Here is a 19,955-nt window from a genome sequence, read left to right as displayed (position 1 = left end):
TTATAAATGAGTAATCACTCAATTAAACCTGTCTGAACGCGGGTTTGCAAGCCCGCTGGTCGTGACAGCGCCCTCCCCGACCGGGGAAGGCGCTGGGTGATGGGGTTTTGCCTCAGAACGCGCTGCGGAAAATCTCTTCGATCTGCCGCTGATCCGCCGCCCGTGGATTGGTCAGGCCGCAAGCGTCCTTCAGGGCATTGGTGGCGAGGATCGGGATGTCCTGCAACTTGGCGCCCAACTCCCGCAGACCGGCCGGAATCTCGACATCCTTGGCCAGACTGCGAATCGCCGCAATGGCCGCCTGGGCACCCTCCTCGGCACTCATGCCACGAATGTCGGCACCCAGCGCCTTGGCCACATCACTCAGGCGTTGCGGGCAGACCAGCGCATTGAAACTCTGCACATGGGGCAGCAGCACCGCATTGCACACGCCATGGGGCAAGTCGTAGAAGCCGCCCAACTGGTGCGCCATGGCATGCACGAAACCCAGCGAGGCATTGTTGAACGCCATGCCCGCGAGGAACTGCGCGTAGGCCATGCTTTCCCGGGCCTGCAGGTCGGCGCCATCAAACACGGCCTGGCGCAGGTTGGCGCTGATCAGTTCAATGGCTTTGATCGCGCAGGCGTCGGTGATCGGCGTCGCCGCCGTCGACACATAAGCTTCGATGGCATGGGTCAGGGCATCCATGCCGGTAGCGGCGGTCAGTCCCTTGGGCATGGCGACCATCAGCGCCGGGTCGTTGACCGACAGCAACGGCGTGACGTTACGGTCGACAATCGCCATTTTCACGTGGCGCGATTCATCGGTGATGATGCAGAAACGGGTCATCTCGCTGGCGGTACCGGCGGTGGTATTGATGGCCACCAGCGGCAGTTGCGGCTTGGCTGAGCGGTCGACGCCTTCATAGTCGCGGATATGCCCGCCATTGGTGGCGCACAGGGCGATGCCCTTGGCACAGTCATGGGGCGAGCCGCCGCCCAGGGACACAATGAAATCGCATTGGCCAGCCTTGAGTGCCACCAAGCCCTTCTCGACGTTGTCGATGCTCGGATTCGGTTTGGCGCCATCGAACACGACCGAATCGATATCCTGCATCGCCAACAACCCGGCAATCCGTGCGGCGACGCCGGCCTTGGCCAGCCCGACGTCGGTAACGATCAGCGCTTTGCGAAAGCCATGCTTGCGGATCGCGCCCATGGCTTCGTCCAGGCAATCAATGCCCATGATATTCACGGCGGGAATAAAAAATGTGCTGCTCACAGTAGGTCTTCCTTTAGCTGACGGACTCCCGTCAGCTTCAGTCGAAGACCCACCCCTGACCTTGACCTGACGCAAGGAAAACCTGGATCCACAACACCGTTTGTCAGGCGCCGTTTATCTGGATCAGCCCACGTCGGCGATAAGCCTCGATATCAACGCCAAAGGCCCCGGACGAACAGACCTGGCGAATCGCATAGGGCCGGCCCATGGCATCGAAGGTGCTGTCGGCCAGATCGATAAGCTTCTCCGGGCAGCGCCGCTTGTCGGCTCCGAGAACACGCAACAGACGCGGCTTGAGTCGATTGCAGGGCGGCGCGCCGAGGATGATCGCGACTTCGTCATTGGTCATCTCGACGATTTCGCCGCTGGGATACAGGCCGATCAGGCGAATGAACGCGCTGACAATCTGCTCGTCGAAATGGCTGTTGGCCGCTTTGAACAGGATGCGCAGGGACTCGAGGGTCGAACGCCCCTTGCTGTAGACCCGGTCACTGCTGATGGCATCATAGGCGTCAGTCACCGCGACGATCCGCGCATAAAAGGGAATCCCTTCGGCGCTCAAGCCACGGGGATAGCCCATGCCGTCCAACCGCTCATGGTGCGACAGCGCCACCTCGAGCGCCGCCACCGGCACACCGGCTTGGCTGGCGAGCAAGGTATAACCTTCCATGGCGTGGCTTTTCATGATGGCGTACTCCTGATCCGTCAACGCCGACGGTTTATTCAGGATTTCGCTTGGCACCTTGAGCTTGCCGACATCGTGGAGCATGGCACCGACCCCGATCTCCTCCAATTCCACAGCCGGCAGGCCCAACTCGCGACCCAGGGCAATGGACAGCATTGCCACCCGCAGCGAATGCTCGGCGGTGTAATCGTCCTGGAACTTGATGCGGGTCAGCCAGAGCAAGGCCGAGGGGTTGCGCAGGATACTGTCGACGCAATCCTTGACCACGGCTTTCACCGCGTCGACCTGAATCGGCTCGCCCATATCCACCGCCTCGAGGATGCGCCAGGACTGCGCCCGGGCCGAGCCCCAGGCGAGCTCGGCCCGGGCCATTTCAACGTTGAAGTCGACCGGCTCCGCGAGTGCCGCGCATGCAGTCGCGCATTCAATCGGGGTTTCGACCGACAGCCCATGGGCCCCGGCGGCACTGGCAATATCCACCCAGGCATACTCGCAGTTCTCGCGCAGCAGTCGCAGTTCCTCCTCGCGGCGTATACGGAACTCACGAAAGGAAAAGGTGGTTTCCTCCCACGGCCGATCCAGTGCTTCGATCTGCATGCCGATGGCCAGCCGGGCCACCTCGATCTTGATACAGCCTTTACAGATATCCGGGTCCATTTCACGTCTCCGAACGGATGCGTCAAATAAAGAGTCGGGGGCGACCGCCAGGGACTCAAATCGAGAACTGCGTGACCACCTTGTTCAATTCCACCGCGAGCTTGGACAGCTCATGACTGGCCGCCAGGGTCTGGCTCGCCGCCGATGAGCTCTGGATCGACAGGTCGCGGATACTGATCAGGTTCTGGTCCACCGACCGGGCGACCTGGGCCTGCTCTTCGGAAGCGGTCGCGATCATCAGGTTGCGGTCGTTGATCTCGCTGATGGCCTGGGCAATTTCGGACAAGGCCGAACCGGCTTCATGGGCAATCAACAGCGTCTTGTCCGCCTCTTCATTACTACGTTGCATCGAGACCACCGCCTGCCCGGTCCCGTTCTGGATGGCACCGATCATCTGTTCGATTTCCTGGGTTGAAACCTGGGTACGGTGCGCCAGGGCCCGCACCTCATCAGCAACCACGGCAAAGCCACGGCCCTGTTCACCGGCCCGGGCGGCTTCGATGGCGGCGTTGAGCGCCAGCAGGTTGGTCTGTTCGGCGATGGCCCGGATCACATCCAGCACCTTGCTGATGTTCTGGGCCTGCTGCGCCAGGGATTCGACTTCCTGCCCGGTGGCCTTGACGGTCGAACTCAGGGTTTCGATGGAGGCAATCGTGCGATGCACACGGTCCGCCCCGGTACGGGTCGAGACTTCGGAACGCTGGGTGGACTGCGAGGCCGCCACGGCATTGCGGGCCACTTCCTCGACCGCCGCGGTCATTTCATTGACCGCCGTGGCGGCCTGGTCGGTCTCCAGGCTCTGGCGTTGAATACCGCGATTGGACTCGCCGGTCACCGCGCTCATTTCTTCCGCGGCCGACGCCAACTGCGTGGAGGAGTTACTGATATGCCGCAGGGTATTTTTCAGGCTGGCCTGCATGGCCGCGGTCGAGGCCTGCAGCTCGGCCAATTCGTCCTTGCCGTCCACCTGTACTTCGGTGCGCAGGTCGCCCTCGGCGATCTTCCGGGTCGAGCCGAGCAACAAGCGCAACGGGCCGGTCAGGCTGCGGGTAAAGATAATCGCCAGCAATACCGTCAAGACGCAAGAAACGACAATGATGGCGATAGTCAGATAAAAACCGCCGTCGAACTGCTGCTGGGCCGTGATACCGGACTGCACGGCACCATCGTCATTGATTTTTTCCAGCGCCTCGATGTTGGTTTGCAGCTCATTGACCAAAGGCGGGATCACGTTATTGAGCAGAACAAGCGCCGCTTCGGCTCCCTTCTCGCTGGCGATCTGCAACGTCTCGGCGAGTTTCTGCTCATAGAGGTTGGCATTACGTTGTACCGCCTCGTAGACCGCTTGCTCCTCGGGGCTCGAGACCAGCGGTGCATAGGCCTTGATCTGCTGATCGAGTGTGGCCTTAAGTTCCTGGATACGGGCGGCTTCGGTCTGTTTCATCTGGGCATCGGTGGCCGTGACCAACCGAAAGCTCTCCAGGCGTATCCGATAGAAGGTCAACTCGACCCGCCCGGCCTGTCGCAGGCTGGCCATCCAGTTGTCCTGCAAGTCGACCGCCGCCTCGCGAATCAGATGCATTTTCCATAACGCCAGCACGCCCAGGGCAATCAACAGCAGTGTGACAAAGGCAAAACTCAGAAAAGCGCGTGTGGCTATTTTCAGGTTTCTGACTGACATATCGATCACCCTTTATGTGGCATTCCATTGCACTGGAAAAAACACCCAAAAGAGATATCACTACGATATCACCGGAAAAGACACCCCGTGGAAAAAATCTCCCGGCACGGAATGAGGAAATGACTCTAGAGGGCCCGTGTTAAAGTCCGCCGCTGATCCTCCTCAGATTTGGCAACCGACGAATGGCAACGATGGAACTCCAGGCATTTGATACAACGTTAGAAGACTGGAACGCCCTGCGCGCCGAAATCGCCTGCAGCGGCCTGTTGATCGGCAACGGCGCGAGCCGGGCAATGTGGCGGGCATTTGCCTACGACTCGCTGTTCGAGCTGGCCCAGACCACCCGTAACCGTCCGCTGGGGCTGAGCGAGCTGGCGGTGTTCAAGGCCCTGGAAACCAGCAACTTCGAACAGGTGCTCAGCGCCCTGAAAAGCACCATCCGGGTCAATGCGGCGCTGACCATCAGTTCGTCGTCGCCGCGCAATCGCTACTTCGCGGTCAAGGAAGCGCTGATCCATGCGATCCGCTCGGTGCATATCCCCTGGATGCGGGTGCAGCCCGAGAGCCTGGCGCTGATCAATGCCGAACTGAGTCGCTACCGCACCCTTTACTCGACCAACTACGACCTGCTCACCTACTGGGCGATCATGCAGGCACCCGAGCCGTTCGACGATCTGTTCCGCACGGACGACTCGACCTTCGACCTGGGCGACCTTGATGCCCGTGGCACCCGCGTCCTGTACCTGCACGGCGGCCTGCACCTGGTGAAGAACCTCGACGGCAGCACACGCAAGCTGACCTCCTCGGAAAGCACCCTGCTGGGCAGTTTCGCGATCAATACCCTGGGCGATGTGCCGTTGTTCGTCAGCGAGGGGAATGCGCAGGACAAGCTCAAGGCGATCCGTCATTCGGATTACCTGTCGTACTGCTACGGGCAACTGGCCGGGCATCAGGACGCCCTGTGCATCTTCGGCCACAACCTCGGCGCGCAGGACCGGCATATCGTCCAGGCCCTGCTGGATGCGCGAATCCAGACCCTGGCGATTTCGATCTACCCACGCAGCCAGGCCTTTATCCAGCATCAGAAGCGCCACTTCACCCAGCTGTTCGAGGGCCGGGAAGTGACGCTGCGGTTTTTCGATGCCAAGAGCCATCCGCTGGGTAACCCGCAACTGCTGGTCCCTCCCGAGGCCTGAGATACCCGCCCGATGAACAGCAGGAAGTCGTCAGAATGAGCCGCGTCATCGACATCACACTCGATGGAAACAGCATCGATGCCCAGGCCGCGAGCTGGTTCGCCCGTCACCGCGACACGCCCGAACAGTCACCGGACAGGGCGTTCGAAGAATGGCGGGCAAAGCCGGAGCATGCCCGGGCCTATGCCGAGTTCGAAGCACTCTGGGCGGACCTGGCGCAACTGCGCCAACTGAACCAGCCGGCGTTGCCGGCCCCCCGGCGCAAGAACCTCTGGCGACCGGCCCTGGCCACGGCGGCCGCGCTGCTGTGTGCATTGCTGAGCGCCAATCTCGGCGCACCAAACACCCCGTACCGGCATCAGGTTGCCGCCCATGCCCAGGGCACCCGTACCCTGAAGCTGCCGGACGGCAGCACCCTGTACATCAACGCCAATACCCGACTGCGCATCAACTTCCGCTCCCGGCAACGGGATATCTACCTGGATCAGGGCCAGCTCTACCTGGAAGTGGCCGCCGACAAGGAACGCCCATTGTGGGTGCATGCCGGCAACGCCCGGGTGCGAGTGGTGGGCACCGCTTTCGATGTGCGCCGCGGCCAGCGCCAGTTGGTGGTCAGCGTCGCCCACGGCCAGGTGGCTTTCGAGCCGGAAGGCGATCCGAGCAGCGCCACCCTGCTCGAAGCCAGGCAACGGGCGATCTTCGACTACGCCAAAGGTACGCTGCAACAGCAAACCCTGAGCAGCGAGGAAGTCGCCGATTGGCGCAGCGGCCACCTGACCTTTCGCAACCGCGAACTGGCCAGTCTGCTCGATGAACTGAGCCTCTACCGCAGCAAACCGGTGCAACTGGCGGACGGCCCGCTGGCGCACTTCAAGGTCTCCGGCAACCTCGACGTGACAGACCCGGACGCTCTGCTCAATGCCCTGCCCGCCTTGACCCCGGTGAAAACCGTGGCCCTGGACGATGGTCAGGTCAGGATCGAAAGCCGCAAATAGCCGCCGGCCCGGATCGTGTTATTTTTCACCCCGCGTTCGAACGGACCACACTGAGTTCCGTTACCTGGGCCCGACGCTGGCTCAGGTAGCGGGTGCAACTGACCCGCAGGAAGGAGGCGAAATTCAGCACCTCCCCGCGAAAGTCCATCACCTCTTCGTAGAGCCGGGTGATCAACTGGTTGGTGGTCATGCCGTCGGCCTCGGCGATCTCGCCGAGGATGTCCCAGAACTGGTTTTCCAGGCGCAAGGTGGTCACCACGCCACGGATGCGCAGCGAGCGGGAACGCGATTCGTAGAGAATCGGATCGGCCTTGACGTAGAGCTCACACATGACCCAACCCTCCCTTACAAGGTGATCCTGGTACCCAGCAACCCGAGGAACGCCGCCAACCAGCTCGGATGCGCCGGCCAGGCCGGAGCGGTGGCGAGGTTGCCCTGGACGTGGGCCTGGGTCACTTCGATATCGATATAACGACCACCGGCCAGCCGCACTTCCGGAGCACAGGCAGGATAGGCGCTGCACTCACGACCGTCGAGAATCCCCGCCGCCGCCAGCAACTGCGCGCCATGACAAACCGCGGCAATCGGCTTGCCGGCGTGGTCGAAGGCCTGCACCAGTTGCAGGACTTTGTCGTTCAGCCGCAGGTATTCCGGCGCACGGCCACCGGGAATCAGCAACGCATCGTAGTCGGCGGCATCGACCTTGGCGAAATCAAAGTTCAGGGCGAACAGATGCCCCGGCTTTTCACTGTAGGTCTGGTCGCCCTCGAAGTCATGGATCGCGGTGCGCACGGTCTGGCCGGCGCTTTTGTCCGGGCACACCGCATGCACCTGGTGACCGACCATCAGCAGGGCCTGGAACGGCACCATCACTTCGTAGTCTTCGACGTAATCGCCAACCAGCATCAGAATCTTTTTCGCGGCCATGGGGTGAACTCCTCTGGTTAAACACTTGGGCAGACAAGAGTAGTCAAGGTAGACCCTATACACGCAGGCGGGTAATCACCGGCTACTACGCAGGCGGTCCCACGAAAAACTGTATGGACAACTCTCTACCCAGCTGTAGCGGCGAGCCGTCGGAGCTTTATGGCTAGATGACAGTCCCTGTTTCCCTGATGACTGGCCAACGTTTATGTCCTCCCGTGAAAACACCGGCATGCTGCTCGGCCTGCTGGGTGTAGTGATCTTCAGCCTGACCCTGCCCTTCACCCGCGTCGTGGTGCAGGAAATCCATCCGCTGCTCAACGGCCTCGGTCGCGCCCTGATCGCCGCCATTCCCGCGGCGGCGCTGCTGCTGTGGCGCCGGGAAAAGTGGCCGACCTGGCGCCAGGTCAAAGGCCTGTCACTGGTGATCATCGGGGTCATCCTGGGTTTTCCGGTGCTCTCGGCCTGGGCCATGCAGACCCTGCCGGCCTCCCACGGCGCCCTGGTCAATGGCCTGCAACCCTTGTGCGTGGCGTTGTACGCGGCCTGGTTGTCCCACGAGCGGCCATCGAAGGCCTTCTGGGCCTGCGCGGCCCTGGGCAGTGCGCTGGTGCTGGGTTATGCGCTGATCAGCGGGGCCGGGAGTATCCAGCCCGGTGACCTGTTGATGATCGGCGCCATCGCCCTCGGCGGCCTGGGCTATGCCGAGGGTGGACGCCTGGCCCGGGAGATGGGCGGCTGGCAGGTGATCTGCTGGGCGCTGGTGCTGTCGGTGCCGATCCTGATCGGCCCGGTGCTGTACCTGGCCTGGCAGCACCAGGGCGCGATTTCCGCCAAGACCTGGTGGGCCTTCGGTTATGTGGCGTTGTTCTCGCAGTTTCTCGGCTTTTTTGCCTGGTACGCCGGGCTCGCCCTGGGCGGTATCGCCCGGGTCAGCCAGATCCAGCTGTTGCAGATTTTCTTCACCATTGCCTTTTCGGCGCTGTTCTTCGGCGAACACGTCGAGCCGATTACCTGGCTGTTTGCCGGTGGCGTGATCATTACCGTGATGCTCGGGCGCAAGACCAGCGTCCGCCCGGCGCAACCGGGCGGTTTGCCGGCGGGGGTTCAGCTCAAGTAGCCGTCGGCCCGCAGCAGGGTTTCCAGGCAGTGCTCGTGGATGTGATAGAACGCCTTCAACTCCTCGATCTTCACCAACAATTGCGCCGGGTCCACAGGCTCGGCGCGCTTGACCGCGAGGATCATCTTGTTCTTGTTGGTGTGTTCCAGGGAAATGAACTCGAAGACCTTGGTCTCGTAGCCGCAGGCTTCCAGGAACAGTGCGCGCAAGCTGTCGGTGACCATCTCCGCCTGCTGCCCCAGGTGCAGGCCGTATTGCAGCATCGGCTTGAGCAACAGCGGGCTCTGGATCTGCAAGCGGATCTGCTTGTGGCAGCACGGCGAGCACATGATGATCGCCGCGCCGGAGCGGATACCGGTGTGGATCGCATAGTCGGTGGCGATATCGCAGGCATGCAAGGCGATCATCACCTCCAGCTCGCTCGGCGCCACGCTGCGCACATCGCCGCATTTGAACACCAGCCCAGGATGCTCCAGGCGCGCCGCCGCCGTATTGCACAGGTTGACCATGTCTTCGCGCAACTCGACCCCGGTCACCTGGCCTTCGACCTGCAAGGTATTGCGCAGGTAATCGTGGATGGCAAAGGTCAGGTAGCCCTTGCCCGAACCGAAGTCCGCGACCCGCACCGGCTGGTCGAGCTTGATCGGCGAGTGGCTCAGGGCATGGGAAAACACTTCGATAAATTTGTTGATCTGCTTCCACTTGCGCGACATCGCCGGAATCAGCTCGTGCTGCGGGTTGGTCACCCCCAGGTCGGTAAGAAATGGCCGGCTGAGTTCCAGATAGCGATTCTTCTCGCGATTGTGCTCGGCGGACGGCACTTCCCGCGTCTGCTGGGCCTTGCCCTTGAACAGGGTGCTCTTGCCCTTCTTGCTGTACTCCAGTTGCACTTCGTCGGTGAGTGACAGCAGGTGGGCGTTCTTGAAGGACGCCGGCAGCAGCCCGGCGATGATCGCCTGGCCTTCGGAAAGGGCGAAGTTCTTGGTGATATCACGGGTCTTGTAGCGATAGACAAAGGACAGGCACGCCTGCTCCTTGACCGTCACCTGCTTGATGATCAGCCGTTGCAGGTCCGCTTCGTCGCCCACGTACTTGGCCAGCACCAGCTTGATAAAAGCGTTCTGCGCCAGACCGGTCTCGAGCAACTCGAGAAACTGTGCGTGATGGTCCGGCACGGACTGGGCGGGGGTTGCAGTAGCTGACATGTAAAGGGCGCCTCGGGCGTGCGGGAGTCGGATCAGGGAATAGCGGCTATTGTATCAGCCCAACAGGACCAACCGGTTAGGCAACTCGTTGCGTGCCTGGGTCACCGGCACATGAGACTTGAGCAGTTCGCCGCAGGACTCGATGCAGCTGATAAAGCCCTGCAAGGTCTGCCCCTGTTTGACCCGCTCGGTGAAGGCCTTGACGATGGGCTCCCAGGCGCTGTTGTCGAGCCGTTTGGAAATGCCCTTGTCCACCAGGATTTCGACATAACGCTCAGCCTCGCAGACAAAAATCAGGACACCGGTACCGCCAACGGTATGGTGCAGGTTCTGTTCGAGAAACTGCCGCCGGGCCAGGTTCGATGCCCGCCAGTGCCGCACCGAACGCGGAATCAGCCGGCTGGTGATCGACGGGATGCGGAATACCAGGCACAACACGATAAAGCTGCTCCACTGCACTGCCAGCAGGCTGTGGCTGTTCAGCCAGCCGAAGACGAAGTTGAGCAGCCCGGGGACCAGCAGCGCCGCCAGGCTGGCCCACAGCAACGGGATATAGGCATAGTCGTCGGCACGCCGCGCCAGCACCGTCACCAGTTCCGCATCGGTCTGCTGCTCGACCCGGGTAATCGCTTCGGCAACCTGCCGTTGTTCGTATTCAGTCAGTAAGGCCATGGTTGTGCACACTCTCTAATAATGATGGATTACCAACTGCCCGATGATCCGCCGCCACCGAAACCGCCACCGCCACCGCTGAAGCCACCGCCGGAACGTCCGCCACCGCCGCCGCCAAAACCTCCCGAGCCGCCCCTGGGGCCATAGCCCATCAGTTGCATCATCGCGCAGATCAGCACGAAGAGAATCATGAGGAAGCCGATCAGTACCGGGTGCCGAGATCCGAAATCCCCTTCGGGCTCGGTTTTCTCCACCATCGGACTGCCCAGGACCTTGAGCATCGCGTCGACCCCGGAACTGATGCCGCTGGAAACATGGTCGCGTTTGAACTGCGGCACGATCAACTGGTTGATGATCAGGGATGACTGGGCGTCGGTCAGGCGGTCTTCCAGGCCATAACCCACTTCAATGCGCACCTTGCGCTCGTCCCGGGCGACGATCAGCAGCGCGCCGTTATTCTTGTCCTTCTGGCCGATGCCCCAGTGACGCCCCAACTGGTAACCGTAATCCTCGATGGTCGCGCCTTGCAGGTTCGCCACGGTGACCACCACGATCTGCTCGCCGGTGGCCTTCTCATGGGCCTGCAACTGCTGATTCAAGGCCTCGCGCACCGGCGCGTCGATCATCTGGGCGCTGTCCACCACCCGCCCGCTCAATTCGGGAAACTGCAAATCGGCCCTGGCCGTCAGTGCCAGCGTGCAGAGCAACAGCCACAGGGCACCTTGGAAAATACGCATGCCTACCTCGTTCGTGATGAAGCAGGATCGAGCGCTGCCACAATTCAGCACGGCAACGCCCATCGGGTTACTGGAACTTCACCTGCGGTGCTTTATCGGCGTCCTGGGCGGTCGCCTCGAACGTCGGGCGCAACGGCAGGTTGCTGTACATCAGGCTATGCCAGAGGCGGCCGGGAAAGGTGCGGATCTCGGTGTTGTACTTTTCCACACTGAGGATGAAGTCACGTCGCGCCACACTGATACGGTTTTCCGTGCCTTCGAGTTGGGACTGCAGGGCCAGGAAGTTCTGGTTTGACTTCAGATCCGGGTATCGCTCCGAGACCACCATCAGACGACTGAGGGCGCCGGTCAACTGGCCCTGGGCGTCCTGGTACTGCTTGAGTTTCTCGGGATTGTCCAGGGTGCTGGCATCGACCTGGATCGAGGTGGCCTTGGCCCGCGCCTCGACCACCGCGGTCAGGGTTTCCTGCTCCTGTTTGGCGTAACCCTTGACCGTTTCCACCAGATTCGGGATCAGGTCCGCGCGCCGCTGGTACTGGTTCTGCACCTGAGCCCAGTTGGCCTTCACCTGTTCGTCATAAGTGGGAATATTGTTGATGCCGCAGCCGGCCAACAACGTCGCCAGCAATGCCAGTACGGCAAATCTGCAACTCGAACGTAAGCCCTGTTGTGCCTGCATGCTCGAAACCCTCCTTGAAACGTTAAAAAGAGAAAAATCCCAGGATTTTTCGTACGCGGGACTCAGGCATAATCCGCCACCGCCACTGGAATGTGTGAAGCCAATCAGCTAAAAGATGCCCAGCGCGAAAAACAGTTCACAACTGTGCTGGATTATTAGCACAACAAGAGTCGCTCCCTATAACTAAACAGCCCGGCCAGTGCGCAACGATTGATCGCCGGACCGGGCCCCCGAGATAATCATTCATGAAGAAGCTGTGTTTGCTGGGCCTCGCTATTGGCCTGGCCAGTCTCCCGGTAGTGGCTGACACAAAGCCCGCCTCCCTGGAAAACAAGGACGCTTTCATCGCCCAGTTGATGAAGCAGATGACCCTCGAGGAAAAGATCGGCCAATTGCGTCTGATCAGTATTGGCCCGGAAATGCCCCGGGAACTGATCCGCAAGGAAATCGCCGCGGGCAACATCGGCGGCACCTTCAACTCCATCTCCCGCCCGGAAAACCGTCCGATGCAGGACGCTGCCATGCGCAGCCGGTTGAAGATCCCGATGTTCTTCGCCTATGACGTGATCCACGGCCACCGGACCATTTTCCCCATCAGCCTGGGCCTGGCGTCGAGCTGGGACATGGACGCCATCGGCCATTCCGGACGCATCGCCGCCCAGGAAGCCAGCGCCGACAGCCTGGACATCACCTTCGCGCCGATGGTCGATATTTCCCGCGACCCGCGCTGGGGCCGGACCTCCGAGGGCTTCGGCGAGGACACCTACCTGGTCTCGCGCATCGCCCAGGTGATGGTCCACGCCTACCAGGGCAAGAGCCCGAGCGAACCGGACAGCATCATGGCCAGCGTCAAGCACTTCGCCCTCTATGGCGCGGTGGAAGGCGGTCGCGACTACAACGTGGTCGACATGAGCCCGGTGAAAATGTACCAGACCTACCTGCCGCCTTATCGCGCCGCGATCGACGCCGGCGCCGGCGGGGTGATGGTTGCCCTGAACTCGATCAACGGCGTGCCCGCCACTTCCAACACCTGGCTGATGCAGGACCTGCTGCGCAAGGACTGGGGTTTCAAGGGCCTGGCGGTGAGCGACCACGGGGCGATTTTCGAACTGCTCAAGCATGGCGTTGCCAAGGACGGTCGCGAGGCGGCCAAGCTGGCAATCAAGGCCGGCATCGACATGAGCATGAACGACTCGCTGTATGGCAAGGAGCTGCCGGGGCTGATCCAGTCCGGCGAAGTGCCGCAGAGCGACCTGGACAACGCCGTGCGTGAAGTGCTCGGCGCCAAGTACGACATGGGCCTGTTCAAGGACCCGTACCTGCGTATCGGCAAGGCCGAGGATGATCCGGCCGACACCAATGCCGAAAGCCGCCTGCACCGCAGCGATGCCCGCGACATGGCACGCCGCAGCCTGGTCCTGCTGAAGAACCAGGGCCAGACCCTGCCACTGAAGAAGTCGGCGAAGATCGCCCTGGTCGGCCCGCTGGCCAAGGCCCCGATCGACATGATGGGCAGCTGGGCCGCCGCCGGCCTGCCGGCGCAATCGGTCACCCTGTATGACGGCATGAGCCGTGCCCTGGGCGACAAGGGCCAACTGGTCTATGCCCGCGGCTCGAACATCACCGCCGACAAGAAGGTCGTGGATTACCTGAACTTCCTCAACTTCGCGGCGCCGGAAATCGTCGATGACCCGCGCCCGGCGCAGCAGATGATCGACGAAGCAGTCAAGGCCGCGGAGCAGGCCGACGTGGTGATCGCCGCGGTGGGCGAGTCGCGGGGCATGTCCCACGAGTCGTCGAGCCGTACCGACCTGAACATCCCGGCCAGCCAGCGTGAACTGATCAAGGCCCTCAAGGCCACCGGCAAGCCGTTGGTACTGGTGCTGATGAACGGCCGTCCGCTGACCATCGGCCACGAGCAGGACCAGGCCGCTGCCGTGCTGGAAACCTGGTTCAGCGGCACCGAAGGCGGCAACGCCATTGCCGACGTACTGTTCGGCGACTACAACCCGTCGGGCAAGCTGCCGATCACCTTCCCGCGCTCGGTCGGCCAGGTGCCGATGTACTACAACCACCTGACCATCGGTCGTCCGTACACCCCGGGCAAGCCGGGCAACTACACCTCGCAGTATTTCGACGAGGAAAACACCCCGCTGTACCCCTTCGGTTATGGCCTGAGCTACACCGACTTCAGCCTGAGCGACATGGCGCTGTCTTCGACCACGCTGAACAAGAGCGGCAAGCTCGATGCCAGCATCACGGTGAAGAACACCGGCAAGCGTGATGGCGAGACAGTGGTGCAGCTGTATATCCAGCAGGTCGCCGGTTCCATGATCCGTCCGGTCAAGGAACTGAAAAACTTCCAGAAGGTGATGCTCAAGGCGGGCGAGCAGAAGGTCCTTCACTTCAGCATCGACGAGGAAGACTTGAAGTTCTACAACACCCAGTTGAAGTACGCCTCGGAGCCGGGCAAGTTCAACGTGCAGATCGGCCTGGACTCCCAGGATGTGACGCAGCAGAGTTTCGAGTTGTTGTAAGCCCTGCCACTGACCGCTCTTGTGGGAGCGGTGCTTGCCCGCGAAGCTTTTGGCGACCTCAAGGTCCCTTTCGCGGGCAAGCTCCGCTCCCACAAGTCAGCGCCTAGCTGATTCGACATGCTATCTTTCCCGCCCCTCCCCAGCCTGTCGTTGCCCGTATGTCGCCGCTTCCTCGTCCCCTGCGTCTGGCGTTCTACACTCTGCTGATTGTCGCCGGTACCGTCCTGGCCGCCGGCTGGGCCGTGCATCGCGCCGAACAACAGGCCCTGGTCGACGACGCCTCGCGGGGCAAGATGCAACTGACGCTTTACGCCAACGCCCTGCACACCCTGATCGAACGCTACCGCGCCCTGCCTGCCGTGCTCGCCCTCGACCCGCAATTGCGCGCGGCCCTGGCCGGCCCCATCGATGCGGCAGAACAGGACGCCCTGAACCGCAAACTGGAACGGATCAATGGCGCGGCGCGCTCTTCCACCCTGCAACTGCTGGATCGCAATGGCCTGTCGGTGGCTGCCAGCAACTGGAGCCTGCCGAGCAGCTACGTCGGTCACAACTACGGCTTTCGCCCTTACTTCAACCAGACCCGTGTCGAAGGCAGCGGGCACTTCTATGCCGTGGGCGTGACCAGTGGCATTCCCGGTTATTTTCTCGCCAGCGCGGTAACCGGCGACAACGGCGAATTCCTCGGCGCCATGGTGGTGAAACTGGAGTTCCCGGAACTCGAGCGTGAGTGGAGCAAGGGCAACGACACCCTGCTGGTCAGCGATGCCCGCGACATCGTGTTTATCGCCAACCAGCCCGGCTGGCGCTATCGCCTGCTGCGCCCGCTGCGCGACAATGACCGCAGTGAAATCGGCAGCACCCGGCAATATGACAAGCAATCCCTCAGCCCCCTTGAATACCGCCCCTTGCGAATGTTCGGCGACAACAGTTACCTGACCCGGGTCGACGGCCCGGACGGCAGTGCCGACTACCTCTGGGAGTCGCAGCCACTGCCTCCGGAAGACTGGACCCTGCACCTGCTGCGCAAACCGCAGATGGCCGCCGAGGAACGACGCAATGCCGCACTCGCCGGTGCCGGCCTGTGGCTGGCCCTGGTGTTTCTGCTGCTGTTCCTCAGCCAACGCTGGCGCCTGGCGCGCCTGCGCCAACGCAGTCGCGAAGAGCTGGAGCGTCTGGTGGAGGAACGCACCCGCGACCTGCGCACCGCCCAGGACGGTCTGGTGCAATCGGCCAAACTGGCGGCGCTGGGGCAGATGTCCGCCGCCCTGGCCCATGAAATCAACCAGCCGCTGACCGCCCAGCGCATGCAATTGGCGACCTTGCGCCTGCTGCTCGACCACGGCCGGATCGAGGACGCCTACCAGGCCCTCGCCCCCCTGGATCAGATGCTGACCCGCATGGCGGCCCTCACCGGTCACTTGAAGACCTACGCCCGACAAAGCCCCAGCGGCCTGCGTGAGCCCCTCGACCTGGCCGGCGTGGTCGATCAGGCGTTGCAACTGCTCGACCCGCGTCTGCGTGAAGACGCGGTCAGCACGGTGCTGCACCTGACCCGCCCGGCCTGGGTCCGGGGTGACGCGATTCGTCTGGAGCAGGTGCTGATCAACCTGTTGCGCAATGCCCTGGATGCCATGCACGACAAACCGCTCAAGCGCCTGGAAATCCGTATCGAAGCCCGCCCACCGGTATGGCTGCTGACCGTGGGCGACAGCGGCGGTGGGATTGCCGAGGAACACCTGGGCAAGGTCTTCGACCCGTTCTTCACCACCAAACCGGTAGGCGATGGCCTCGGCCTGGGCCTGGCGGTGTCCTACGCCATCGTCCATGAACTGGACGGTCGCCTGAGCGTCGACAATCGCCACGGCGGCGCCCACTTCAGCCTGACCCTGCCCATTGCCCCGGAGATGGACACTCGATGAACGCCGTGATCGTGGTCGATGACGAAGCCAGCATCCGCACGGCTGTCGAGCAATGGCTGAGCCTGTCGGGTTTCCAGGTGCAGACCTTCAGCCGCGCCGAAGAGTGCCTGGCACAACTGCCCCGGGATTTCCCCGGGGTGATCCTCAGCGACGTGCGCATGCCCGGCATGGGCGGCCTGGAATTGCTGGCGCGTTTGCAGGCACACGACAGCGATCTGCCGGTGATCCTGCTGACCGGTCACGGCGACGTGCCCATGGCGGTGGAAGCCATGCGCGACGGTGCCTACGACTTCCTGGAAAAACCCTTCAGCCCGCAGACCCTGCTCGCCAGCCTCGCCCGGGCCATGGAGAAACGCCGCCTGGTGCTGGAGAACCGCCAGTTGCATCAACAGGCCGATCACCGCTCCCGACTCGAGCGCAGCCTGCTGGGGGTTTCCCGCAGCCTGCAAACCCTGCGCCGGCAGGTGCTGGAGCTGGCGGCGCTACCGGTCAACGTGCTGATCCGTGGTGAAACCGGCAGCGGCAAGGAGCTGGTTGCCCGTTGCCTGCATGATTTCGGGCCGAGGGCCGCCAAGCCGTTTGTCGCCCTCAACTGCGCGGCGATTCCCGAGGCCTTGTTTGAAGCCGAGTTGTTCGGTCACGAAAGCGGAGCTTTCACCGGGGCCCAGGGCAAGCGTATTGGCAAGCTGGAATACGCCGATGGCGGCACCTTGTTTCTCGACGAGATCGAAAGCATGCCGCTGGCCCAGCAGGTGAAGCTGCTGCGGGTGTTGCAGGAGCAGAAGCTGGAGCGGCTGGGTTCGAACCAGAGCATCGCGGTGGACCTGCGTATCGTCGCGGCGACCAAACCCGACTTGCTGGACGAGGCCCGGGCCGGGCGCTTTCGCGAGGACCTGGCCTATCGGCTGACGGTGGCGCAGTTGCGCCTGCCGCCGTTGCGCGAGCGTCGCGAAGATATCCCGTTGTTGTTCGAGCACTTCGCCTACGGTGCGGCCGAGCGCATGGGGCGACCCTCGACGCCATTGAGCGGACCGCAGTTGAGCCGCCTGTTGAGCCATGACTGGCCGGGTAATGTGCGGGAACTGGCCAATGCCGCCGAACGTTCGGTACTCGGCCTGGGTGAGCCGGAGCCTGACGCAATCGATCCGGGCCAATCCCTCGCGGCGCAGCAGGAGGCCTTTGAAGCGCAATGCCTGCGTTCGGCACTGACCCGGCACAAGGGCGACGTCAAGGCAGTACTCGAAGAGCTGCAACTGCCACGCCGCACCTTCAATGAAAAGATGCAACGTCATGGCCTGGCGCGCGAGATGTTCCTCAAGGACGACTGAACCCCTGCCTGGAAAACACCGCCTATCAACCTGTGGGAGCGGAGCTTGCCCGCGAAGCTTTTAGCGTTCTCAAGGGCCTATTCGCGGGCAAGCTCCGCTCCCACAGGTTGTGCCGTGTTTGTCTGGTTCATGTTTCATCCAGCACATCCCGCATCGGCGATTTTCCGCTTATTGATTTATCGCCCATGAGCGGATTTCCGCTCACCCAATCCCGCCACCCCTTCTAAACCGGGCCTTCCACCGTTGGCACAGCTCCTGCTATAGCCCTGGCAGGCTGCGCTCGCGCGCGCTCCACAAAAACAATGACTCGAAGGTTCCCTGATGGAAAACTCCTCTACCCTGCCCCTGGGGTCGGCGGCCGCGCCGGCCAAAGAAAGAACCACCTCCAGCCGTCTGAAATCGATCTTCAGCGGTTCGGTCGGCAATATGGTCGAATGGTACGACTGGTACGTCTACGCCGCGTTTTCGCTGTACTTCGCCAAGGTCTTCTTCCCCAAGGGCGACACCACCGCCCAGCTCCTCAACACCGCCGCGATCTTCGCCGTGGGCTTCCTGATGCGCCCGATCGGCGGCTGGCTCATGGGCCTGTATGCCGACCGCAAGGGCCGCAAGGCCGCGCTGATGGCCTCGGTCCTGCTGATGTGCTTCGGCTCCCTGATCATCGCCCTCACCCCGGGCTATGAAACCATCGGCGTCGGCGCCCCGATCCTGCTGGTGGTCGCCCGCCTGATGCAGGGCCTGTCGGTCGGCGGCGAATACGGCACCTCGGCCACCTACCTCAGCGAGATGGCGACCAAGGAACGTCGCGGCTTCTTCTCCAGCTTCCAGTACGTGACCCTGATCTCCGGCCAACTCATCGCCCTGGCGGTGCTGATCGTGCTGCAACAGACCCTGACCACCGAACAGCTGCAAGCCTGGGGCTGGCGGATTCCGTTCGCCATCGGCGCCCTGTGTGCCGTGGTCGCGCTCTATCTGCGTCGCGGCATGGAAGAAACCGAATCCTTCACCAAGAAGAAAGAAGAACCTAAAGAAAGCCTGATGCGCACCCTGATGCGTCATCCCAAGGAGCTGATGACCGTGGTCGGCCTGACCATGGGCGGCACCCTGGCGTTCTACACCTACACCACCTACATGCAGAAATATCTGGTGAACACGGTCGGCATGAGCATCTCCGACTCCACCACCATTTCGGCGGCGACGCTGTTCCTGTTCATGTGCCTGCAACCGCTGGTCGGTGCGCTGTCGGACAAGATCGGCCGGCGGCCGATCCTGATTGCCTTCGGTATTCTCGGCACACTGTTCACCGTGCCGATCCTCAGCACCCTGCACACCATCCAGACCTGGTGGGGCGCGTTCTTCCTGATCATGGCGGCGCTGATCATCGTCAGCGGCTACACCTCGATCAACGCGGTGGTGAAGGCCGAGCTGTTCCCCACTGAAATCCGCGCGCTGGGCGTCGGCCTGCCATATGCCCTGACCGTCTCGATCTTCGGCGGCACGGCGGAATACATTGCGCTGTGGTTCAAGAGCGTCGGCATGGAAACCGGCTACTACTGGTACGTGACGGCCTGCATCGCCTGTTCATTGCTGGTATATGTGACCATGAAGGACACCCGCAAGCATTCGCGGATCGAGACCGACTGAGTAACCTGGAAACCGGCGATATACCCCGGTCTATTGCCGTACTCAAAACCTTGTAGGAGCAGGGCTTGCCCGCGAAGCTTTTGGCGCTCTTGAGGCCCCTTTCGCTGGCAAGCCAGGCTCCTACAAGGTTCGGCGTTGTTTGCAAGACCGCGTTCCCCCATTCACTCACGTCCTTACAGGGCGATCCCGGCGCATTTCTGTGCAATCGCAAAAGAATTATCGGCATTAATAGCCAGTTAATTTCCAAGCGACATTCTGAACCTACGTTAAATCGACCTGGCCCCGGCCCCTTGGCATCACGTTGCATGCCGACCTTTTCTGGCGCCATACATATCGATTTATACGATTGATTTAAGCGTTTATTTGCGCTTTTTAATCAAATTTACAAGCGTAAAATCACTTCCACACCCACTGAACAAAACGAACACCTTCAGGAGCAACCACCATGAAAACCAAACTGATCCTCGCCCTGGCCCTCTCGGTACTGGCTGCCAACACCTTCGCCGCCGATGGTTATGACCGTACCGGCTCTGCCACTTTCAATGCCAGTGCAAGCGCTGCTCTTGCCTCCGATGGCTTTGATCACACCGGCACCGCTGGCGCAGTCGCCTCCGACGGCTTCGATCACACCGGCACCGCTGGTGCAGTCGCCTCCGACGGCTTCGATCACACCGGCACCGCTGGCGCAGTCGCCTCCGACGGCTTCGATCAC

The 19,955-nt window shown here is 62.0% G+C and carries 16 protein-coding genes and 1 pseudogene; 8 read left to right on the top strand and 9 right to left on the bottom strand.

The features are described from left to right. Window positions 1–112: 112 nt before the first annotated feature. The 3 genes from yiaY to HX830_RS32720 form a co-directional block, all read right to left on the bottom strand. Complete coding sequence (gene yiaY / locus HX830_RS09635; protein WP_177099939.1) at window positions 113–1,261, bottom strand: L-threonine dehydrogenase; 1,149 nt, start codon at window positions 1,259–1,261, stop codon at window positions 113–115. A 103-nt stretch (window positions 1,262–1,364) separates the two neighbouring features. Continuing rightward, window positions 1,365–2,603: an HD domain-containing phosphohydrolase gene (locus tag HX830_RS09630; RefSeq protein WP_177099937.1), complete on the bottom strand. Its 1,239-nt coding sequence runs from the start codon at window positions 2,601–2,603 to the stop codon at window positions 1,365–1,367. A 55-nt stretch (window positions 2,604–2,658) separates the two neighbouring features. Continuing rightward, entirely contained in the window at window positions 2,659–4,284 is a 1,626-nt protein-coding gene (locus HX830_RS32720) for a methyl-accepting chemotaxis protein (protein WP_152738092.1), read from the bottom strand. A gap of 191 nt (window positions 4,285–4,475) precedes the next feature. On the opposite strand from HX830_RS32720, the gene HX830_RS09620 reads away from it, so the two are divergent. Together HX830_RS09620 and HX830_RS09615 are read left to right on the top strand one after the other, a co-directional pair. After that, window positions 4,476–5,480, top strand: coding sequence for a DUF4917 family protein (locus HX830_RS09620; protein ID WP_152738548.1), 1,005 nt, complete (start codon window positions 4,476–4,478; stop codon window positions 5,478–5,480). Between the two features lie 35 nt (window positions 5,481–5,515). Next, window positions 5,516–6,475: a FecR family protein gene (locus HX830_RS09615; RefSeq protein WP_177099935.1), complete on the top strand. Its 960-nt coding sequence runs from the start codon at window positions 5,516–5,518 to the stop codon at window positions 6,473–6,475. A gap of 25 nt (window positions 6,476–6,500) precedes the next feature. On the opposite strand, the gene HX830_RS09610 is transcribed toward HX830_RS09615, so the two are convergent. Both HX830_RS09610 and HX830_RS09605 read right to left on the bottom strand, forming a co-directional pair. Beyond that, window positions 6,501–6,806 carry a ribbon-helix-helix domain-containing protein gene (locus tag HX830_RS09610; protein WP_103498159.1) on the bottom strand — a complete coding sequence of 102 codons (306 nt, stop codon included), beginning with the start codon at window positions 6,804–6,806 and terminating at the stop codon, window positions 6,501–6,503. 14 nt (window positions 6,807–6,820) lie between these two features. Next, window positions 6,821–7,402: a DJ-1/PfpI family protein gene (locus tag HX830_RS09605; protein ID WP_103498158.1), complete on the bottom strand. Its 582-nt coding sequence runs from the start codon at window positions 7,400–7,402 to the stop codon at window positions 6,821–6,823. 205 nt (window positions 7,403–7,607) lie between these two features. On the opposite strand from HX830_RS09605, the gene HX830_RS09600 reads away from it, so the two are divergent. Then, on the top strand, window positions 7,608–8,519 hold the full coding sequence (locus HX830_RS09600; RefSeq protein ID WP_177099933.1) for a DMT family transporter: 912 nt from the start codon (window positions 7,608–7,610) through the stop codon (window positions 8,517–8,519). Here the strand turns inward: HX830_RS09600 and HX830_RS09595 are convergent. The 4 genes from HX830_RS09595 to HX830_RS09580 all read right to left on the bottom strand — a co-directional run bounded on the left by HX830_RS09595 (window position 8,507) and on the right by HX830_RS09580 (window position 11,812). Then, window positions 8,507–9,724, bottom strand: coding sequence for a class I SAM-dependent methyltransferase (locus HX830_RS09595; RefSeq protein WP_177099931.1), 1,218 nt, complete (start codon window positions 9,722–9,724; stop codon window positions 8,507–8,509). The genes HX830_RS09600 and HX830_RS09595 overlap by 13 nt on opposite strands. Before the next feature lie 54 nt (window positions 9,725–9,778). After that, the gene (locus HX830_RS09590) at window positions 9,779–10,396 is read right to left on the bottom strand and encodes a TPM domain-containing protein (protein WP_152738080.1); all 618 of its coding nucleotides are present in this window, start codon (window positions 10,394–10,396) and stop codon (window positions 9,779–9,781) included. A 29-nt stretch (window positions 10,397–10,425) separates the two neighbouring features. Next, the gene (locus HX830_RS09585) at window positions 10,426–11,133 is read right to left on the bottom strand and encodes a TPM domain-containing protein (RefSeq protein ID WP_177099929.1); all 708 of its coding nucleotides are present in this window, start codon (window positions 11,131–11,133) and stop codon (window positions 10,426–10,428) included. A gap of 67 nt (window positions 11,134–11,200) precedes the next feature. After that, window positions 11,201–11,812, bottom strand: a complete 612-nt coding sequence (locus HX830_RS09580) for a LemA family protein (RefSeq protein ID WP_177099927.1) — start codon at window positions 11,810–11,812, stop codon at window positions 11,201–11,203. 245 nt (window positions 11,813–12,057) lie between these two features. On the opposite strand from HX830_RS09580, the gene bglX reads away from it, so the two are divergent. From bglX to HX830_RS09555, 5 genes and pseudogenes are all read left to right on the top strand, one after another. Then, on the top strand, window positions 12,058–14,349 hold the full coding sequence (bglX, locus tag HX830_RS09575) for a beta-glucosidase BglX (RefSeq protein ID WP_177099925.1): 2,292 nt from the start codon (window positions 12,058–12,060) through the stop codon (window positions 14,347–14,349). Window positions 14,350–14,507: 158 nt separating this feature from the next. Further along, window positions 14,508–16,271 (top strand): sensor histidine kinase, encoded by a 1,764-nt coding sequence (locus HX830_RS09570; protein WP_103498151.1) that lies wholly within the window; start codon window positions 14,508–14,510, stop codon window positions 16,269–16,271. Then, on the top strand, window positions 16,268–17,599 hold the full coding sequence (locus HX830_RS09565) for a sigma-54-dependent transcriptional regulator (protein WP_177099923.1): 1,332 nt from the start codon (window positions 16,268–16,270) through the stop codon (window positions 17,597–17,599). Before HX830_RS09570 ends, HX830_RS09565 begins: the two co-directional genes overlap by 4 nt. A gap of 321 nt (window positions 17,600–17,920) precedes the next feature. Next, on the top strand, window positions 17,921–19,243 hold the full coding sequence (locus HX830_RS09560) for an MFS transporter (protein WP_103498149.1): 1,323 nt from the start codon (window positions 17,921–17,923) through the stop codon (window positions 19,241–19,243). A 445-nt stretch (window positions 19,244–19,688) separates the two neighbouring features. Next, window positions 19,689–19,955: pseudogene (locus HX830_RS09555) on the top strand (hypothetical protein); the annotation flags it as partial.

The sequence above is a fragment of the Pseudomonas gingeri genome, assembly GCF_013385425.1.
GTDB lineage: Bacteria > Pseudomonadota > Gammaproteobacteria > Pseudomonadales > Pseudomonadaceae > Aquipseudomonas > Aquipseudomonas gingeri_D.
This window is presented reverse-complemented; position numbering and strand designations above follow the sequence as displayed.